The organism is Vreelandella massiliensis, assembly GCF_900155385.1.
GTDB classification, from domain to species: Bacteria; Pseudomonadota; Gammaproteobacteria; order Pseudomonadales; family Halomonadaceae; genus Vreelandella; species Vreelandella massiliensis.
Window position 1 is genome coordinate 499205 of sequence record NZ_LT699744.1, and the last position, 19101, is coordinate 518305.

At 55.7% G+C, this 19101-nt stretch carries 16 protein-coding genes; 12 read left to right on the forward strand and 4 right to left on the reverse strand.

Annotation, left to right across the window (positions count from 1 at the left end; all coding sequences use genetic code 11):
- The first annotated feature begins 1 nt into the window (after nucleotide 1).
- The 10 genes from BQ9846_RS02340 (at nucleotide 2) to BQ9846_RS02385 (ending at nucleotide 13176) form a co-directional block, all read left to right on the forward strand.
- Nucleotides 2-1978, forward strand: coding sequence for a type I restriction-modification system subunit M (locus BQ9846_RS02340; protein WP_075879009.1), 1977 nt, complete (start codon nucleotides 2-4; stop codon nucleotides 1976-1978).
- The gene (locus BQ9846_RS16805; RefSeq protein WP_075879010.1) at nucleotides 1975-3324 is read left to right on the forward strand and encodes a restriction endonuclease subunit S; all 1350 of its coding nucleotides are present in this window, start codon (nucleotides 1975-1977) and stop codon (nucleotides 3322-3324) included. The genes BQ9846_RS02340 and BQ9846_RS16805 overlap by 4 nt, the downstream gene beginning before the upstream one ends.
- Entirely contained in the window at nucleotides 3321-4244 is a 924-nt protein-coding gene (locus tag BQ9846_RS02350; RefSeq protein ID WP_075879011.1) for a GIY-YIG nuclease family protein, read from the forward strand. The genes BQ9846_RS16805 and BQ9846_RS02350 overlap by 4 nt, the downstream gene beginning before the upstream one ends.
- A gap of 25 nt (nucleotides 4245-4269) precedes the next feature.
- Nucleotides 4270-5304: a PDDEXK family nuclease gene (locus BQ9846_RS02355; protein WP_075879012.1), complete on the forward strand. Its 1035-nt coding sequence runs from the start codon at nucleotides 4270-4272 to the stop codon at nucleotides 5302-5304.
- A 9-nt stretch (nucleotides 5305-5313) separates the two neighbouring features.
- The gene (locus BQ9846_RS02360; RefSeq protein ID WP_075879013.1) at nucleotides 5314-8520 is read left to right on the forward strand and encodes a type I restriction endonuclease subunit R; all 3207 of its coding nucleotides are present in this window, start codon (nucleotides 5314-5316) and stop codon (nucleotides 8518-8520) included.
- Between the two features lie 113 nt (nucleotides 8521-8633).
- Complete coding sequence (locus tag BQ9846_RS02365) at nucleotides 8634-8942, forward strand: type II toxin-antitoxin system RelE/ParE family toxin (RefSeq protein WP_075879014.1); 309 nt, start codon at nucleotides 8634-8636, stop codon at nucleotides 8940-8942.
- Nucleotides 8933-9091 carry a helix-turn-helix domain-containing transcriptional regulator gene (locus BQ9846_RS17135; RefSeq protein WP_328585364.1) on the forward strand — a complete coding sequence of 53 codons (159 nt, stop codon included), beginning with the start codon at nucleotides 8933-8935 and terminating at the stop codon, nucleotides 9089-9091. The genes BQ9846_RS02365 and BQ9846_RS17135 overlap by 10 nt, the downstream gene beginning before the upstream one ends.
- A 167-nt stretch (nucleotides 9092-9258) precedes the next feature.
- A complete protein-coding gene (locus BQ9846_RS02375; RefSeq protein ID WP_075879015.1) occupies nucleotides 9259-10371 on the forward strand; it encodes an RNA-guided endonuclease InsQ/TnpB family protein in 1113 nt (370 codons plus the stop codon).
- Nucleotides 10372-11191: 820 nt separating this feature from the next.
- Complete coding sequence (locus BQ9846_RS02380) at nucleotides 11192-12514, forward strand: DUF6602 domain-containing protein (RefSeq protein ID WP_075879016.1); 1323 nt, start codon at nucleotides 11192-11194, stop codon at nucleotides 12512-12514.
- The gene (locus BQ9846_RS02385; RefSeq protein ID WP_210433160.1) at nucleotides 12511-13176 is read left to right on the forward strand and encodes a GNAT family N-acetyltransferase; all 666 of its coding nucleotides are present in this window, start codon (nucleotides 12511-12513) and stop codon (nucleotides 13174-13176) included. Before BQ9846_RS02380 ends, BQ9846_RS02385 begins: the two co-directional genes overlap by 4 nt.
- Nucleotides 13177-13241: 65 nt before the next feature.
- Here the strand turns inward: BQ9846_RS02385 and BQ9846_RS02390 are convergent, their stop codons facing one another.
- Entirely contained in the window at nucleotides 13242-13496 is a 255-nt protein-coding gene (locus tag BQ9846_RS02390) for a Txe/YoeB family addiction module toxin (protein ID WP_008938367.1), read from the reverse strand.
- A complete protein-coding gene (locus tag BQ9846_RS02395; RefSeq protein ID WP_075879018.1) occupies nucleotides 13493-13744 on the reverse strand; it encodes a type II toxin-antitoxin system Phd/YefM family antitoxin in 252 nt (83 codons plus the stop codon). Before BQ9846_RS02395 ends, BQ9846_RS02390 begins: the two co-directional genes overlap by 4 nt.
- Before the next feature lie 137 nt (nucleotides 13745-13881).
- On the opposite strand from BQ9846_RS02395, the gene BQ9846_RS02400 reads away from it, so the two are divergent.
- Both BQ9846_RS02400 and BQ9846_RS16670 read left to right on the forward strand, forming a co-directional pair.
- Entirely contained in the window at nucleotides 13882-14139 is a 258-nt protein-coding gene (locus BQ9846_RS02400) for a type II toxin-antitoxin system Phd/YefM family antitoxin (RefSeq protein WP_075879019.1), read from the forward strand.
- A 199-nt stretch (nucleotides 14140-14338) separates the two neighbouring features.
- On the forward strand, nucleotides 14339-14494 hold the full coding sequence (locus BQ9846_RS16670; RefSeq protein WP_159437901.1) for a hypothetical protein: 156 nt from the start codon (nucleotides 14339-14341) through the stop codon (nucleotides 14492-14494).
- A 146-nt stretch (nucleotides 14495-14640) separates the two neighbouring features.
- Here BQ9846_RS16670 and BQ9846_RS02405 read toward each other — a convergent pair whose 3' ends face one another.
- Nucleotides 14641-14943, reverse strand: coding sequence for a BON domain-containing protein (locus tag BQ9846_RS02405; RefSeq protein ID WP_075879020.1), 303 nt, complete (start codon nucleotides 14941-14943; stop codon nucleotides 14641-14643).
- Nucleotides 14940-18791, reverse strand: a complete 3852-nt coding sequence (locus BQ9846_RS02410; protein ID WP_075879021.1) for an AsmA family protein — start codon at nucleotides 18789-18791, stop codon at nucleotides 14940-14942. Before BQ9846_RS02410 ends, BQ9846_RS02405 begins: the two co-directional genes overlap by 4 nt.
- Between the last annotated feature and the right edge of the window lie 310 nt (nucleotides 18792-19101).

Genomic DNA, 19101 nt, shown 5'->3' on the forward strand with positions numbered 1-19101 from the left:
CGTGAACACGGAAAGTCACTCTCAGCTTGCCGCTTTTATCTGGTCGGTGGCCGATCTACTGCGCGGCGATTTCAAGCAGTCGCAGTATGGCCGCATCATCCTACCGTTTACGCTGCTGCGCCGCTTGGAGTGTGTGCTTGCGCCCACCAAGGCCGAGGTGCTGCAGGCCGCCGAACAGCACCAGAACAAGCCCGAAGCGGTGCGTGAAAAGCTGTTGCTACGCGCCGCCGATCAGCCGTTTTTCAACGCCTCACCGCTCACTTTGGGTAGCCTGTCCGACACCCAAACTAGCGACGACTTGATGAGCTACGTTCAGTCGTTCAGCCAGAGCGCGCGAGAGATTTTCGAGCACTTCGAGTTTGAGAGCTTCGTGCAGCAGCTCAACGCCAATAACCTGCTCTATAAGGTGGTGCAGCAGTTCGCGGCGATTGACCTAAGCCCCGCGCGGGTGAGCAACCACGGCATGGGCGGTATTTTTGAAGAGCTGATTCGCAAGTTTGCCGAAAGCTCCAACGAAACCGCCGGGGAGCACTTCACGCCCCGCGATATCGTCCACCTGACGACCTCGCTGGTGCTTACCGGCCAGGAAGAAAAGCTCAAGCCCAACAGCATCGTCACCGTCTATGACCCAACAGCGGGCACCGGCGGGTTTCTTTCCGAGAGCGATGAGTACATTCAGCAAGTCAGCCAAAATGTGACCGTCTCGCTGCACGGGCAGGAGCTCAACCCCGAGTCCTATGCCATTTGTAAGGGCGATATGCTGGTCAAGGGGCAGGAGGTCGAGCAAATCAAGCTCGGGAACACGCTCTCCGATGATCAGCTCGCGGGCGAGCGCTTTGATTACATGCTCTCCAATCCGCCGTTTGGCGTCGAGTGGAAGAAGGTGCAGAAGCAAGTCACCGATGAGCATAAGCATCGCGGCTACGATGGCCGCTTTGGCCCTGGCCTGCCGCGCGTCTCCGATGGCTCGCTGCTGTTTTTGATGCACCTTGTCGCCAAGATGCGCACTCGCCAGGACGGGGGGTCGCGCATTGGCATCATCCTTAACGGCTCGCCGCTGTTTACCGGCGGCGCGGGCAGCGGGGAGTCCGAGATTCGCCGCTACCTGCTGCAGCATGACCTGGTGGAAGCCATCGTCGGTTTGCCCACCGATATGTTCTACAACACCGGCATCGCGACCTATGTGTGGGTGCTCTCCAATGACAAGCCCGCCGAGCGAAAAGGTAAGGTGCAGCTGATCAATGCCACCGACCGGGCCAGCAAAATGCGCAAGTCGCTTGGTAGCAAGCGCCAGTTCGTGGCTGACCGCGATATTGACGATATCGTGCGGCTCTACGGCGCTTTTGAAGAGAGCAACGAGAGCAAGATCTTCCCGGTGGAAGCCTTTGGCTATCGGCGGATTACCGTCGAACGGCCGCTGCGGCTCAACTTTGACGCCAGCGCCGAACGCCTGACTCGGCTGGATGACGAGAAGCCTATTCAGAAGCTGGACGACGCCGAACAAGCCGCGCTCAAAGCCGCCTGCGAGTCATTAGGGGAACAGCGCTATACCAACCGCGACGCCTTCACCAAGGCGCTGAAAAACGCCCTCAAGGCCGAGGGGCTGAAGGTGGGCGCGCCGGTGCAGAAGGCCATTCTCAATGCGCTATCCGAGCGCGACCCCGACGCGGATGTTTGCCTCGACAAGCAAGGCAACCCGGAACCCGATAGCGGTCTACGCGATAATGAGAACGTGCCCTATGGCGAGTCGGTTTACGCCTACTTCGATCGGGAAGTGAAACCCCATGTGCCCGATGCCTGGATTGACGAAAACAAGCGCGACCCGCTGGACGGCCGCATCGGCATTGTCGGCTTCGAGATACCGTTTAACCGCCACTTCTACCAGTTCACGCCCCCGCGCCCGCTGGAGGAGATCGACGCCGACCTCAAAGCCTGCACCGACAAGATCAAGCAGATGATCGAGGAGCTGTCGGCATGAGCTATCCCGCCTATCCCGAATACAAGGACTCCGGCGTTGAGTGGCTGGGGAAAGTGCCGGCGCATTGGGAGGTATCTCGTCTGAAGTTTTTCGGGGAGTTGATAACAGGCATTACTCCTCCTAGTGAAGATTTCAGTAATTACTCTGAGGCTGGGTGGCCTTGGGTCAGGCCCGATGATTTAGATGATCAAGGCGCGCCCGTTCGGGCATCAAAGTTTCTGACTGATCAAGGGTGGTCGTATTGTCGCCCAGTAGATCCCATGTCCACCTTGGTGTGCTGTATTGGTAGTATCGGGAAGCTTGGTTATACCACGGAAGTGACGTGCACTAATCAGCAGATTACTTCTATTCAGCCTTATTATGATGCTCGCTATCTTTTTTATCTGACTTGTGCATCAAAGCCAGAACTTGATCTACGTGCCACTGGTAATGTTCTAAGGATTTTGAATGCTGAGCGGCTAGGGAATGTGCCAGCCGTAATGCCTCCTGTTGATGAGCAAGCCACCATCGCCGCCTTCCTCGACCACGAGACCGCCCGTATCGATGCCCTAGTGGAGGAGCAGCAGCGCCTGATCGAGTTGCTCAAGGAGAAGCGCCAGGCGGTGATCTCCCATGCCGTGACCAAAGGGCTCGACCCCGATGTGCCGATGAAAGACTCCGGGGTGGAGTGGTTGGGGGAAGTGCCGGCGCATTGGCTAAGGAAGCGGCTTAAAAATGTGTCGCCATTTATTACCGTTGGTATTGTCGTTAACCCTAGTAGCTACCTCGCTGAAGAAGGGCTTCCTTTCATTTACGGCGGAGAGGTCAGAGAGGGGTATATTGAAGTTGATAAGGCCAGAAAGATCTCCTTAGAAGATAGCCGCCGCAACAGAAAAACCATGCTGGAAACTGGTGATGTTGTGACGATGCGTGTGGGGTATCCAGGCGTCACAGCTGTGGTTCCACCAGAGTGTGAAGGTGGAAATTGTGCCTCCGTTATGCTTATCAAGAAAGGTAGCTACGACTCTAGGTGGCTTTGTGCTGCAATGAACAGCCGCCTCATTCGTCATCAAGTAGAAGTAGTTCAGTACGGGGCAGCGCAGAAGCAGTTTAATATTGCCGATGCGGTAGAGTTCTGGTTATTTGAACCGCCGATTGATGAGCAGACCAGAATTGCTGACTACATCGATCGCGAGTCGTCTAGTTTTGATCAACTGGTTGTTGCGGCGAAGCGAAATATGCAGTTACTCCAAGAACGCCGCTCTGCCCTTATCTCCGCCGCCGTGACCGGCAAGATCGATGTACGTGGCTGGCATTCGCCAGAAATTTCGAATACTCACGAGGCGAGCCAACAGGAGGCGGTATGATGCAGGGACGAAGTATTCGGCTTTTTCTGGTGGATGGCACGCCCAATGGGCTTCTCACCGCCGAGATCATGAACTGGACAGGCCACGTACTCACTGGCCCGCGCACCAAGCTGACAGAGCTGGTGCAGCGCCCCGAGTGCGGCCGCACCGGAATTTATTTCCTGGTTGGTCCCGACCTTGAAGGTAGCCCACGACCACAGGTGTATATCGGCGAAAGCGATGATGTGGGTACTCGCCTCAAACAGCACAATCGCCCGGAAGACAAAGGCGGTAAGGATTTCTGGGAAAAGGTCTGCCTGGTGACTAGCAAGGACCAAAACCTCACCAAAGCCCACGTTAAATACCTGGAAAGCTTGTTGATTCAGTCTGCTAGAGAGCTCGGGCACTGTAAGTTAATCAATGGCACCGCACACGATTACATCAACCTGCCAGAGTCCGACCGCGCTGATATGGCGTTCTTTCTGGATCAGATACGCACCGTGCTGCCGGTGCTGGGCTTGGACTTCCTTCGTCAACGTCAAAGCCCGCTGACGCAAAGCAAGGAACAGCCTGCGCAACAAGCGCCCACCACCACTTTTGAGTTGAACATACCCAAGTACAAAATCGCTGCATGGGCACAAGAAGTTGACGGTGAATTTATCGTGCTAACAGGCAGCAAAGCCCGCGAGCGCTGGGCTAGCAACACTGACTACGCCAGTTATAAGCCCCTTTACCAACAACTGACAGAAGAGGGCGTGCTGGTAGCAGATGAAGCGGGAGGTGTGAGCTTTACTCGTGATCATGCTTTTTCAAGCCCCAGTGCCGCTGCTGCGGTGGTGTCTGGTCGTCCAGCGAATGGTCGCACCGCTTGGGTAGAGAAAATCAGCCGAAAGACTTACGGTGAATGGCAAGATCAGCAAGTTAATGCCGCCCTAAGTTAAGGGTCGCGAGTAAAAAGGACAGCAAATGCTCTATCGCATTCAAAACGATGACGAGACCGGATATCTCGAACGTCATAATGCTACGACGCTTCAATCGTTATCTTCCCATTACAAAGAAGCTGACTTGCAGCGGTGGATTTTCCACCATTTAGATTCGGTTTTGCGTACAGATGAGTTGCTCCCTATTCAGCAAGCCACTAGAGGTGAAGAAGCTGATATTACTGCCGTAGATGCTAGCGGGCGGCTTTTTATTTTTGAGTTAAAGCGCTGGGAGGCACACTCTGAAAACCTTTTACAGGTCATGCGCTATGCTCAAATTTCCAGCCAGTGGGGATACGAGCATCTCAACAGGCTATATCAAAAGCTGAATAAGTCAGAAGGGCAGCTAAGCGAAGTTCATCAAGAGGTCTTCGGGCTTTCAAACCCGCTAGAAAGGGCTGCCTGGAACCATGATCAAGTGTTAGTCGTCATCACCAATGGACTCGATTACGCGACGCGAAAAGCGATCAAATATTGGAATAGCAAAGGGATTAACATTCGTGCCTGGATATATCGGGTTTACGAGATTAACGGGCAGCCTTTCTTGGATATCAATGCATTTGGGCAAGAGGACGATCCCCACGAGGATCGCCCAATGCGTTATCACCTGGTCAATACCAATCACAGTAATGATCCCATTTCGCATCATTACATGCTGGATGAGGGGCGCGCTGCTGCCTTTTACACACCCTGGAAAAACAAGATAGATAATATCGAGAAAGGGGATTGGGTATTTCTCTACTATAGTGGGCACGGGGTGGTGGCTTACGGAAAATGCCAATCAGAAACGCCTTCTTTAAAGGCACCACCACACGCACCTGAGGATCATCATCAAGAGCATTTCGTGACGTTATCGCCATTCTATCGGCTTGAGCGCAGCGTTAGTCCTTCAGAGTTGCGGGATGCGGCGGGTTATCATGTGCCATTAGTCAGCACTTACACCCAGTTACGCACGACGGGCGGCGATTCATTGAAAAGCCATTGTGACCGTTATAGGCAAGCAGACTCTCAAAGCATGTAAGGATTTTATATGGCCGACAGCAAGGAAGCTCAGTTCCAGCAAGACATTATCGATGCCATGGTTGCCGGTGGCTGGCGGGTAGGCACCGCCAGCGGTTATGACCGCGCCACGGCGCTCTATACCAAAGACCTGCTCGGCTATGTTCAAGAGGCTTGGCCGGAGCGCTGGGAGAAGTTTTGCAAGGCCAACCCGCAAGCGTCCGAGCAGGTGTTCGTGCAAAAGGTGGTGCGCGAGCTTGAACGTGCGGGCACGCTAGAGGTGCTGCGCCACGGCTTCAAGGTGCCGGGGGTGACGTTCGACCTGTGCAGTTTTAAGCCCGACCACGCCATGAACCCCGACGCGCTTTCCCGGTATCGTGCCAACCGCCTTCGCGTGGTGCCGGAAGTCGCCTACTCGCCCCATGCCCGAGAAAAAGGCCAGGGCAGCCAAAGCTATAACCCGCGCCTAGACCTAGTGTTGTTCGTCAACGGCATCCCTACGGCTACCTTGGAGTTGAAAAGCGAGTTCAAACAATCGGTCGAGAACGCCAAACGCCAGTACCGCAATGACCGCCCACTCAAAGACCCCATCACGCGCAAGATCGAGCCGCTGCTGGCGTTCAAGCGCGGTGCGCTGGTGCATTTTGCCGTTAGCCAAGCCGAGGTGGCGATGGCCACCAAACTGGCGGGTAAAGACACCTTCTTTCTGCCCTTTAACCAAGGCACGGAAGGCGGCGGGGCCGGCAATCCACCGCCGGAGGATGAGAACCGCTACGCGACAACCTACCTTTGGGAGCGCGTATTCGCGCCGGATGCCTGGCTGAAGGTTCTGGGGCGTTTTTTGCACTTAGAGCAAAAAACCACCGAGGACTTTCACGGGCGGCGCAAAACCAAGGAAACGCTGATTTTCCCGCGCTACCACCAGTGGGAAGTGGTCAACCAACTGATCGAGACCACGCAGGCCGAAGGCGCCGGGCAGCGTTATTTGGTACAGCACAGCGCCGGGTCGGGAAAATCCAACTCCATTGCCTGGCTCGCTCACCAGCTCGCCAACCTCTATGACGAACACGGTCAGCAAAAGCGCTTCAATTCGGTCATTGTGGTCACTGACCGCACGGTGCTCGATAGTCAGCTTCAAGACACCATCTACCAGTTTGAGCACGCCCACGGCGTGGTGTGCCCCATTACCCGCGATGTGGGCAACCAGAGTAAATCCGAACAGCTGGCCGAAGCGCTGGCGAGCAATACCCGTATTATCATCGTCACCATTCAGACCTTCCCGGCGCTGTTTGACGCCCTAGATAAACGCCCCAATCTGGCCGAGGGCCGCTACGCGGTGATTGCCGATGAAGCCCACTCCTCACAAACCGGTGGCTCGGCCACCAAGCTAAAAGCGCTGCTGGCCGCTGCCGGGGAAGGAACAGGTGATGATGGCGAGATTAGCGCCGAGGAAATGCTCGACGCGGCCGTATCGTCGCGCCGCCCCAACGAGCGCATTAGCTATTACGCCTTTACCGCGACACCCAAGGCCAAGACGCTAGAGCTCTTTGGCCGCGTGCCGGACCCAAGCTTGCCTCCCAGCGCGGACAATAAGCCCGAGCCGTTTCACCTCTACTCAATGCGCCAAGCGATTGAGGAGGGCTTTATTCTCGATGTGCTGCGCAACTACGTCACCTACAACACCGCTTGGAAGCTCGCCCACCCGGATGGCGAGGAGCAGGAAGTGGACGCCCAAAAGGCGTCGCGCACGCTGGCCAAATGGGTGCGCCTGCACCCGTACAACATCGCTCAGCGCGTCGAGGTGATTGTCGAGCACTTCCGCGCCAATGTACGCCATCTCTTAGATGGTCAGGCCAAAGCCATGGTTGTGACTGCCAGCCGCCAAGAAGCCGTGCGCTATCAGTTGGCCATGCGTCAGTACGTGGAAGAAAAGGGGTACGACGATGTTCACCCGCTCGTGGCGTTCTCCGGCACTGTGCCGCCGGATGACGTGATCCCCGAAGAGGTCAGCGAGTCCAGCCAGCTACTTAACCCTGGCGTACGCGGGCGCGACTTGGCCGAGGCATTGGACACCGACGACTTCAACGTGATGATCGCCGCCAACAAGTACCAAACCGGCTTTGATCAGCCCAAGCTTTGCGCGATGTACGTGGACAAAAAGCTCCAGGGCGTAGACTGCGTGCAAACCCTCTCGCGGCTTAACCGGCTATTTCCCGGCAAGCAGACGTTTATCCTCGACTTTTACAATGACCCCGAGGACATTCTGGACGCCTTCGCGCCGTACTACCGCAAGGCCGAGCTTTCGGACGTTTCCGACCCGCAAGTGGTGTATGACATCAAGCGCACCCTAGACGCCAGCGGCATCTACCACTGGCCCGAGGTCGAAGCCTTCGCTACCGCGTTTTTCGACCCCAAGGCACCGGCCTCGCGACTGAGTTACCACTGCCAGCCCGCTCAGGAGCGTTTCAAAAAACGCTATGAGGCGATTCTGGAGCAGCAAGACACCTGGAAGCAGGAGCGCCGCCAAGCGGAGCGACAGGGCGATGAGAAAGGCGTCAAGCGCGCCGAGCAAGAGCTGGAAGACGCCGGCAAAACCCGCGATGAGCTCGATCTGTTCCGCAAAAACCTGCAAAGCTTTGTGCGCAGCTACGAGTTCTTGAGCCAAATCATCGCCTTTGACGATACGGAACTAGAACAACTGTGCGTGTTCGCCAAACACCTTCACCCGCTGCTGCGTATCGACCGCTTGATAGTGGACGACCCCGTTGACGTAAGTGAGCTCGCGCTGGATAGCTACCGGCTTACTAAGCGCGCCGAGCAGCGCCTGTCGCTGGAAGAAAATGAAGGCGAGTACGGCTTGAAGCCTATCTCTGCCGTGGGTTCCGGCAAGCCCCATGACCCGGAAACAGAGCGCCTCGATGAGATCATCGAGCGACTAAACGACCTCTACGGAGCGGATATCAGCGACGAAGACAAGCTGTACTTTGCCAACGGCATTGCCGACCGCATCGAGCGCGATGACGACGTGATGGCGCAAATTCAGAACCATGACGAAGCCCAAATCATGCATGGGCTATTTCCCAAGCGCGTAGAAAAAGCGCTGCTCGATGCCATGGACGACCACGAAAAACTCACCACGCCGCTCTTAGAAGATACAGAGACCGGCAAGCAGTTCGCGCTGTTGATTTTGAAGTTGTTGGCGGGGCGGCAGCCTGATAACCGTTTTACCCAGGAATAAAGCCGGTGGAGAGGTCACCTATACTCGTCACCGGCTGGTTTAATTGTCTCCCCGTCATTCAAAAACGTGTTTTGTAACCTGTCTTCGAGTAGCTTTTAAGCTACAATATTCCTTTGACAGAGATCACCCACTACTTCACTGCTGATGGCCATGATCCATTTCAAGCCTGGCTGGATGCCACCAAAGCCAAGGATCAACAAGCTGCCATGCGTGTACTGACCCGCATTAACCGCCTGGCAGCGGGTAACGCGGGTGATACGAAGGCTGTTGGCGATGGTGTATGGGAGTTGCGCATCACCTGTGGCCCTGGCTATAGCATTTACTATGCCAAGTTAGGTGCGCGCCTAGTTATGTTGCTAATAGGAGGCACCAAGCAACGCCAGCAAGCCGACATCGAGCAGGCCAAGGCGGTATGGCGCTGATAGCTGAGCGCGCACAAGTTTCACGCGAAAGCCTTTACCGTGCGCTTTCACCTAAAGGCAACCCGACGCTTCGCACCATGACGGCCGTTATCAAAGCCACAGGGGTTAATTTCCACGACTTCACTCACCAAGCCCCAAAAGCTGTCTAAAATCTGCGCATCACGTCGCATCGAATCGCAGCCAATCACCTACTTTTATCAATCAGCGCGGAAAACCGCTTACTTTTAGTGAGCGGATGGATAGCGCGACGCCCGGTAGGGCGCCTTGGCTACCTTGCACTTGCGTTTATTACATAAACGGTACTAAGTTGTAATGCATGAAAACCGAACGCGCCTTCAAATACCGTTTCTATCCGACGCCTGAGCAGGAAGCCCTGCTGGCGCGGACGTTTGGGTGTGTGCGGTTTGTCTGGAACGCGGTGTTGCGCTATCGCACCGATGCGTTTTACGAGCGCAAAGAGAAAATTGGCTATACCGACGCCAGCGCTCTTCTGACACAGTTAAAAAAGCAGCCGGAAACGGCGTTTCTGGCCGACGTCAGTTCGGTGGCGTTGCAGCAATGTCTTCGTCATCAGCAAAGCGCCTTCAAACACTTCTTCGCCAAGCGCGCTCGATATCCGCGCTTCAAGTCCAAGAAGCACCGGCAGTCCGCCACCTTTGCCAGTTCGGCGTTTTTGTACCGCAACGGCGCGATCACGCTGGCCAAGTGCAGCGAACCGCTCGCTATCCGTTGGAGCCGTGCGCTTCCATCGGCCCCTAGCACCGTGACCGTTTCCAAAGACCGTGCTGGACGCTACTTCATTAGCTGCCTGTGCAAAGTGGACGCCGAGGCGTTGCCGATCACGCCTAAGATGGTGGGTATTGATCTCGGGCTGAAAGACCTGTTCGTGACCAGTGACGGCACAAAGGTCAATAACCCGCGCAACACGGCACGCTACGAGTTCAAGCTGGCCCGGGCGCAGCGCCAGCTATCGCGCAAGCAAAAAGGCTCGAATAATCGCGCCAAAGCGAAACAGAAAGTGGCCAAGTGCCACGCCAAAATCGCCGACACACGGCTTGACCACCTCCACAAATTCACCCGGCAGATCGTGAACGAGAACCAAGTGGTCTGCCTTGAAAGCCTCGCGGTGAAAAATATGGTCAAGAATCGGTGTTTGGCAAAAGCCATCAGCGATGCAGGTTGGGGTGAGTTGGCGCGTCAACTCAACTACAAGGCCGAATGGGCGGGGCGTCGGTGCGTCCAGATCGACCGCTGGTATCCCAGCTCGAAACGTTGTCATGGCTGTGGGTTTGTGTTGGAGTCGCTACCGCTCGATGTGCGCACCTGGGATTGCCCGGACTGCGGCACCCAAGGCATCGACCGCGATGTGAACGCTGCGCGTAACATCCTGCAAGCCGGGACTGCGCTGTTAGCCAGCGCCGAGGGTTGATGTAATACCGAGGGGCACTCGGGAATCAACGCCTGTGGAGTTTGTGTAAGACCGGCAATGCCAAGGCATTGAGGCGACGAACAACGAAGCAGGAACCAGGAAGGTGACAACCTGGGAATCTCCTTCCTTTCCGTCGTTAGACGGCAGCGCAAGCTGAGGAAGGGGAGGATGTCAAAAGCGAGCCCTTCAATGCGAATGGCACGAACGAAATCGGCCAATAGATCATTTCCGGATGCCGCCGTCACTGCGAAGGAGGGCGGTTCGCTAACGGTGATCGGGCTATTGTTTCTGCCAGTGGTGGGGTGAGCAGACTCAAGGGCTTTGCCCCCGGCTAGCCAGAACTCCCAGTCCACCTCCTTCAGCGATGGCGCGCCGGCCACACGCATCAGCATGCCGACTGCCTCGACGCACTGACGGAATTGCCATTCATTCAGGCGCTTTTTGCGGCCTAGTTCGGAAAACCAGCGGGTGATGTCATCCGCTGTATGGCGGGAGACGGGACGCCGCCGATTGGTCGCAAGGTGCTCTTCGACACGTTTCATGTATCAGCGCGCGTGTGATTCACTTTTTGCTAGTCGATTGATTCTATTGAATAAATCAGTAGTCAGCTCAGGAGGGAGCAGAGATGCAGCATTCCGGCTTGCCATCGTACGAATCCTTTCGTGTAATGAACTAATGCAAGGGGCTGACGGTAGTGTGCAGAGGGCTGCGAAGTCAACCATCAAAAAAGTATCTTTACGGCATGCCGCCCAGTACCGTGTATTCCCGCATGCCGTATATGAATACTGTTATACAGAAATCCAGACTTGAGGGTGCATAATTGATTACCAAAGCATCGGAGCTACTAGAGCTATTCATCAAGAAAGAAACAGAGAAGTTGGCGGGCTTCGATATGCCTCATATGCCAACTCTAGGAAGCGCCTATGAAGAGGTAACTAAACAGGGAATAGACCAAAAATTCTCGATCCCCAAATTCTTAGACTTGAGCGTTGTATCCGGTTTTATCTCAGTCGGTGGAGAGATGCTGCCCGAGCAAGTCGACTGTATGCTTGTTCATGGCCCTGGAAAAGAGTATGGCTTAACTAAGCAGTATATATATGAAATCGAGAATGTTCTGTGCATTTTTGAAGTCAAAAAGACATTAGGAAAAAAAGAATACAAAGATGCGATTGAGCATTTATCTGGTATAAGAAAAAAGTTCGCCCGCAACTTCGAGCATAGGCTAATCTACGAGGGATATGAGCCAGATATTTCTTCTGCTCGTCGCCACTTCGCACAGATTACCGGGAAAACCGCACCAGAACGTTATGGCGGGATACATAGCTTGCCTGAGGGCGAGGGCATTTTATTCTATTGTCTTGTTCAGGAATCTTTGGCTCCGGTTAGCATTATTCATGGCTACGACGGGTACAAGACAGAAAAGGGTCTCAGGACAGCGTTTATCGATATTTTGGAAGAGGAAAGGTTAGAGGATGGTTCCGGAGTGGGGATACCAAGTATCCCTTCGTTAGTGACCTCTGGCCAGTATGCGTTAATCAAAGCTAATGGTGTCCCGTTTCTTACTATTAGAGGCAAAGGTGAATGGGTTTCAGTTGTATCAGCTCGTCATAACATAGCAAAACTGATACTAGAAATTGTATGGTCAAAAATATCGTCATTCTTCAATATAAATATGCCATGGGGCGATGGTTTACACATGGATAATGTCGAGCCATTACTAATATCAAAAGCCGTCAGGGCCGGTGATAAAGTTGGCTGGATGTACAATACACTGGAGCCCAAAGAAACGCACTTGGCCAGAGAAGATGATGTGATTTGGGAGCCATCGCCACTAACGTCGGCAGAAGTCTCCGCCATACAAATCATGGCGTTGCGAGGTGGCTATTTGCCGATGGATGACGGAATGAACGAATACCTCAACAGAAAATATGAAACCTCAACTGAAGAAGTTGCGGAAAGTTTGATATCAATGAGGCTATTCGTGAAGGATGGAGAGTATTTACGTCCTATTAATTCGGTTACCCACATGGTGACGAATGATGATGGCAGTGGTTACGTATGCTCCGAACGAGAGCGGTTTGATCTTTGGTGTGAAGAAAATGGTATTGCACCGCATTACATAAACCTGGTGTTGATGGATTGAAATGTATAACCAACGGCTGCACAGCGACCGATTTTCCGCCGCTTCACGGCTCCAAACCGGCTGCTGAGCCAAGGCGTTATGTTCCAAAAAGCTGGCTGAGAGTGATCGGCTCTCAAGGTACAGGAATGAAATACAAAATACTCGAAAAAAACAGTAAAGCAGAAGTGACGAGCCTTTTTACGTCTGTTTTCACTTCATCTGAAGGGGAAAATGAAGGGAGGCTGATTGGTGGCCTTGTCTCCGAACTATCCTCAAACATCGACAATGAAGAAATAATCTGTTTCGGTGCATATGAAGAAGAATCACTCATTGCTTCTATCTTCTTCACTCGCCTGCGTTTTAGTGATGGCATTCTGGTCTACATGCTCGCTCCGGTTGCAGTGAGCACTGAACATCAAGGAAAAGGCGTCGGACAGGCACTAATCCAGTATGGTCTGAATGAACTGAAAAATCGTTCCGTGGCTATAGCCATCACATATGGCGATCCATCCTTCTACTCAAAAGTAGGGTTTCAAGTACTCTCAGAAAACACCATCAAGGCTCCGGTGAGGCTTTCAATGCCAGAGGGTTGGCTAGGTCAGTCCTTAACGAATGAGCCAATTCCAACCATCAATGATCGTCCTACATGCGTTAGGGAATTTAGTGATACTGTTTATTGGTAATCACAAGAACATAACAATGGGTTCCAAGGGACGCTCCACTTCGCGCCGTTGCCACTCCCGTTAAATCAGTAGTGATACCGAAGTTGGGCGATAAGCAGGGCATCGTCCGTGACTTTGTAAACTATTCGGTGTTCTTCGTTGATCCGCCGAGACCAGTACCCGGCGAGGCTGTGTTTGAGGGGTTCTGGTTTACCGACACCTTCAAACGGTTCTCGCTTGGTCTCCTTGATCAGCTTGTTGATTCGGTTAAGAATCTTTTTGTCGGTTTTCTGCCAGTACAGATAGTCTTCCCAAGCGTTCTCGGAGAAGATGAGTTTCATTCAAGAAGTTCCTTTTCCCGACCACCGCCTTGTTCAAGCTCGGCAACGGATTCCAACAAACGGCGGGCGTTCTTTGGTGCGCGCAGAAGGTATGCGGTCTCTTGCAGTGCTTCGTAGTCTTCAAGGGAGATCATGACCACGGATGGTGACTTGCTCCGGGTTATGATCACAGGTGAATGGTCTTCACAGACCTGTTCCATGGTTTTTGCTAGATTGTTTCTAGCGGCTGTGTAGCTAATGGCATCCATAAGGCTGCTCCTGTACAGAATGTTGTTCGTGTTCAGGATACGATACATCAAAGGATGTAACAATCGGCTGCGCAGCGACCGATTTTCCGGCCAGGTGATACTATAGTGTCACTATTAGTCTGAATCAGGATGAGCCCATGAAAGTTGAGCTTGTTACGAACCTCAAGCGCCAGGCCACAAAGATTCTGGCTGATCTGCATTCGTCGAAGGAGCCGGTCCTGATCACGGAGCATGGTCAGCCATCCGCATACCTTGTCGATGTGCAGGATTACGAGTTCATGCAGCGTCGGCTTGAGCTGCTTGAGGGGCTCTCCCGAGGAGAGCGCGCTGTACTTGAGGGAAGAACGTACAGCCAAGGTGAGGCCAGGGAGAAAATGCGTAAATGGCTGAAGTAATCTGGACGGAGCCCGCCCTTCACGAACTGGATGCTATCGAGCAAAGGTGCGCAGCGGAGCTGTAAGCTTTCGCACGGCAAGAAGACCAACTCATGTGCTCCATATGGCTCGTTACGGAAGCTCTGCACCCACCAGGCAGGGACATTAAGGTAGCGAATACCATCGTGGACGAGTTTTTCCTTGTGAAGAGAGGTGCCCTATGAGTATCAAGACATTAGCCATCGTGATGTTGTCTTCCCTGTTGATTGCCGGCTGTGCTAGCCAGTCGGGGACGCGAACCGGTGACAAGTTTAATCAGACAGGCATTCCAGACTACAGCGATCCACAAAATGCAGAGCATGTTTGGTGGAAGTGATGCCACTCAGACATCAGACTGTCGCCTACGAAAAGAAGCAAAACGGCGGGTTTAAGCTCGCCGTTTTTTACGTGCGGTTTAGCGTTAGCGGTATGTTTCGAGAAATTTGTTCAGCGCCACGGCATTGTTGTATTCGGTATCCTCGCTCACTTGACGGTGATCTTGTTCTCGATTTCACTTCCCGAGCCTTGCTCGCGTGCGATGGCTTCGGCTCGCTCGCGCTGCTCTTCGGTCTCCACAAAGCCTTCCAGAATGACGCGATCGTTGCGCATGTCCACGTCGATGGCGGCGCCGGCGAGTTCGGGCGCTTCGAGAAGCTGAGCCTTGATTCTTACCGCCTGAGGGGAGTCTTGATTCGCGAGCCGGGCGGATTCGTTGACGGGTGTGTCGGCGCAGCCAATAAGAAGCAGTGCCACTATTAGGCCACCGATACAAGCGCGTGGGGTCATGGCGAAGCCTCCTCGTCCCGCACCGCCTCGCGAGAGCGCTCGACCAACCCGTCGCAGTAGGCCATGTCCGGGCCGGCGCCCACTTCCAGCAAGGGCAAAAGCGCGGCGATATGGCCACCAAGGGCGCCGAGCGCGGCACTGGCACCGGCGCGCAATCCCAGGCCACCGCCATGCACCCCCGTTTCGATGTCGTTGAAGGTGCCACCCAGATGAAAGGGCGCGCGCCCGGTGAAGACACTGGGGTCTTTGGGGTGGGCGAAGAGGGAGATGTCCAGGCGTTCGGTGTTCAGATCCACCTCGCCTCCGGCGGTGAAGGTGGTATCCAGGGTGTCGATCACAAACGTATCCAGTTTGGAGACGCCGTCTCTGGCCTGCAGATCGGCATATAGGCAGTCGATGGGGATCGGCTCACGGCCGCGTACCCAGCTGAAGAACGCTTGGCTGGCGTCGAGCCCGGCCAGCTCGACGAGCATGGCATCAAGTCTGCCGCCGGTCATTAGCAGCAGCAGGCCGCCATCGGCTGAGGCCAGAAGCTCGGCAATTGAGCGGCCCTCGATCCAGAACTTGCCGCGTCCCCCCACGACACCCACGCTTTCATCGGCCAGGTTCCACTGGCGCAGTACATCGTTCAGATCCACGCGCCGCATTTCCACCTGCATGCTGCCACCGGGTGGCTCACTGCCGGCATTCAGGTCGAGCACCAGGTCGATATGTCCCTCGCCGATACCGAAGCTCACCGGCTCAAAGCGGCCGTGTCCGTCCTCCAAACGAAAGTCGATGACCACCTCGCTCAAGGGCACGCTTCCCGCCCGAACCGACTCACCCTGATAACGCACCTCGGCGCTCAAATCCTGCCAGCCTTCGCCGATGAGGGGCGTGTCGGGCAGAATGAAGCGGTCTTGGCTCTCCTGCTCCTCGGTGGCCCCAATGAGAACGCCCAGGTCGGCGATGTCGAGAGAGGCCGAGTGTAGTTCACCGGAGAGTTTTGGTGGCTTGGCGCCTCCATCGAGGCTTAGCCGGCCATCGAGGTCACTGTCGCCGATGTCACCCTCCATGTTGTCCAGTGTCCAGCGTTGGTCGTCCAGGTTCAGGCTACCCGAAACCGAATAAGGGGGGAGTTGCGGCAGTGCCACGCCCAGTAGCCGGCTTAGACGTTGGGGGTTAGGCCCTTCAAGCGCGAGCTCCAGGTCCAAGCCCTCAAGCGCCATAGGGCGCAGGAGTGTTCCCTGCAACGCAAGCCGGCTGCCAACGACATCGACCTCCAGATCCACTGCATAGGGCTGCGTTGGGTGACGGGCATTAAGCAGAGGGTCGCCCACCATAGAGAGCGTCACTGGGTCACTGTCATAGCGGCCATCCCCCTCTACGTGGAACCGGCGATGGTCATCCTCTAACCCGCGGGTTTCAAGCGTCAGGGTGAGGTCGGTATCGGCCTGGGGATTCTCGAAATGCAGTGTGGAGGGCTCAAATATCATCCGGCCAATAAACGGCAGCAGTACGTTTTCACGCCTGTCGACGGGCAGGGTTTCGCTCATCTCTAGGTGCAGGTCGGCCGAAAGTCTCCCCAACCGCTCTTCCACCGGTGTGAAATTGTCGGCCAGCGTTGCCAGTGACATGTTATCGATCACGGTGTCGAGACTTCCCGAGGCCACCTGGCCGTTGGTGTCCATGACCAACCGGCTGGTGACCACGCCGTCGGCAAGGCCAAAGCGAAGGGGCTCAACGTCCAACCTTCCTTCATCAAGGCCGGCGGAAAGCTCAAGGCCGCTCAGTACGGTGCCCGCGGGCAGTACCAAGCTGTCTGCCCTTAGGGCTAATTGGCCATCGAAGCCCCGTAGCGGCGCCAGTAGCGAGTCATCCGCAGGCTCCTCGTTCGTCTCGGCGCCGGTGGATTCGGGAAGAAGCCGAGCAAGGGAGATGCGACCCGCCTCAAAATCAGCCTGCACGTTAGGGCGCTCGGTATTGCGAAACGTAACGCTGCCAGCGACACGGGCTCCGCCTATCTCACCTTTAAGCTCGGAGGCGGACCAGCGTTCGTTCTCCCGCTCCAGGCGGCCCACAAGCCGAAACTCGGGCAGGGGAGGGAGCACTGGCCCTACCCAGGCTTCCAGGTCGCGAGCATCCGGCGCCTGAAGCATTACCTCGCCGGCGAGGGTTGCCGGGTTGAGTAGCGAGGCGAGGGTGGTGTCGGCCCGAGCCCGTAGGTTCCCGGAGGTGGCCTCAGCTTCGAAGCGGTACTCCTCTTTCAATGCGACCAGCCCGGGCAGCGAATCGCCTTCAACTTCCAGGGTCAGGGGTTTGTCGCGGAAGGTGCCGGTTACGCCGAGTCGCAGCGGTGGCGCTTCGCCGCTGGCGAGGCGGATATCGAGGTGGCTTTTGGCCTGCTGGTTGCGGTAAGAGAAGCGGCCGTTGTCGATCGCTAGGTTCGCAAGCAGCGTATCAAGCGCGAAAGCGGGGCGCTGCTCTAGGGGTGGAAGGCGCAAACCAACGTCGCCCGCGAGGGTACCGCCCTGTTCGGCGATACCCCGTGATTCTATACCCAGTGCCTCCATATCCAGTGCTTGCAGCGAGATTTGTGCCTCTGCCGAAAGTGTCTCGGGGCTACTCGCCAGGTCGGCGCTGGCCTCGATCTTGCCACCTGCGACGTCGAAGGTGACCGGTGCCAGCTTGAGTGAGTGCTCGGCGAGGTGCACTTTGGCCGATAAGTTCTCCAAAGCGTTTTCCAAAACCCTCTGCTGAAGCACGAGCCGATCCGTCGATAGTGCTAACTCTCCGCGCAGGTCCGGCAGCACCGGAATCGCCATGCCTTGCGTTTTCTCCCCCTCGGGCAGCGCTTCTCGCCAGGCGGCTAGATCAATCTCGGTGGCGTGCAGGCGTCCATTCAGCCTCGGTGTCTCCTCGGTGGCCTCCACGCTGAGCTCGCCGTTGACGCGGCTATCGAGTGCCGAAGCGTCGATCTCGCGGAATTGCCACTCGTTACCTGCGCGTTCAAGGCGCGTCGTTAACGCAAGAGACCCCAGCTCCACGCCGGGCAGGCCGAGCCAATCGGCCCAGTCGGCGGTGGACGCCACGCTAAACTTGGCGTCTGCCTGCAGGGGCGTCAGCGAGGGCAGCTCAGGTAGGGTGAAAGTGCCTTCCAATCGGTCATCGTCGGCAGTGAGGGTTATCTCGCCACCGAAGGGTGACGTACTATCCAACAGTGCCTGCAGTGAATCGGTTTGGGCCTCTAGTTCGAAGCGCCGGTCTATGTAGACCAGCGCCCCCTGGGTGTGCATGGTTTCGTTATCACGCGCGATCTGCAGGGAGGGAATCGTCAATGCCACCGGGGATTCGGTGTGTGGAGCCCAATAGCTGACTCTTGCATCCACCAGGGAGAACTGGCGGATGGTGATGGGTAGGACCGATGTCCCGTCACCGTCAGGTGGCGGCTCGCTTTCCTCATCCCGCGTATTCTGAAACACCCAGTTGCCGGGGGCGTCTTGGCGCTGCTCCAAGCTGAGGATGGGGCCGGCTAACTCGACCGCGTCCACCGCTAATTCGCCATTAAACAGCGCGGCAAGCGAAGGCGTGACGCTGAGGCGCTGCGCTTCGAGCAGGAACGAGGACCTCGCCCACTCCGGGTTGCCAATCGTGATGTCGTGCAGCGAAACCCCTGGGCGGGGAAGGAAATCGATTGTGATGTCACCTTCGATCGCCACAGAGCGTCCGGTGGCCTCCTCGGCACGCTCGATAATGAGAGGCTTGAGGATATTCCACGACATCAACGGCACAAGGGTGACAACGAGCGCCACCAGCAACAAAGGGGCGAGCCACCACCCGCGCCATTTTCGTGAAGATTCATCTGCCATGGGCTCGTGACTCCCCTTAAAAGTGGCCGGGTGTTAACCGTTTTCTAGTGTCTCCTACCCAGGATGACCGCTGAAGTATAGCCTATCCCCCCGGGACTTCGATGTTGTGCCCTGTGAGGGTCGTCGACGGCGTGACAGTGGCCTTATCAATCAGCGCGGAAAACCGCTTACTTTTAGTGAGCGGATGGATAGCGCGGCATCCACCGGATGCCATTGCTGACGGTTTGTGCAGTGCTATACTACCCATGTCGACACGGCCTACCGAGGGGCACTCGGGAAGATACGTCTGTGGAGACGATGTGAGACCTGG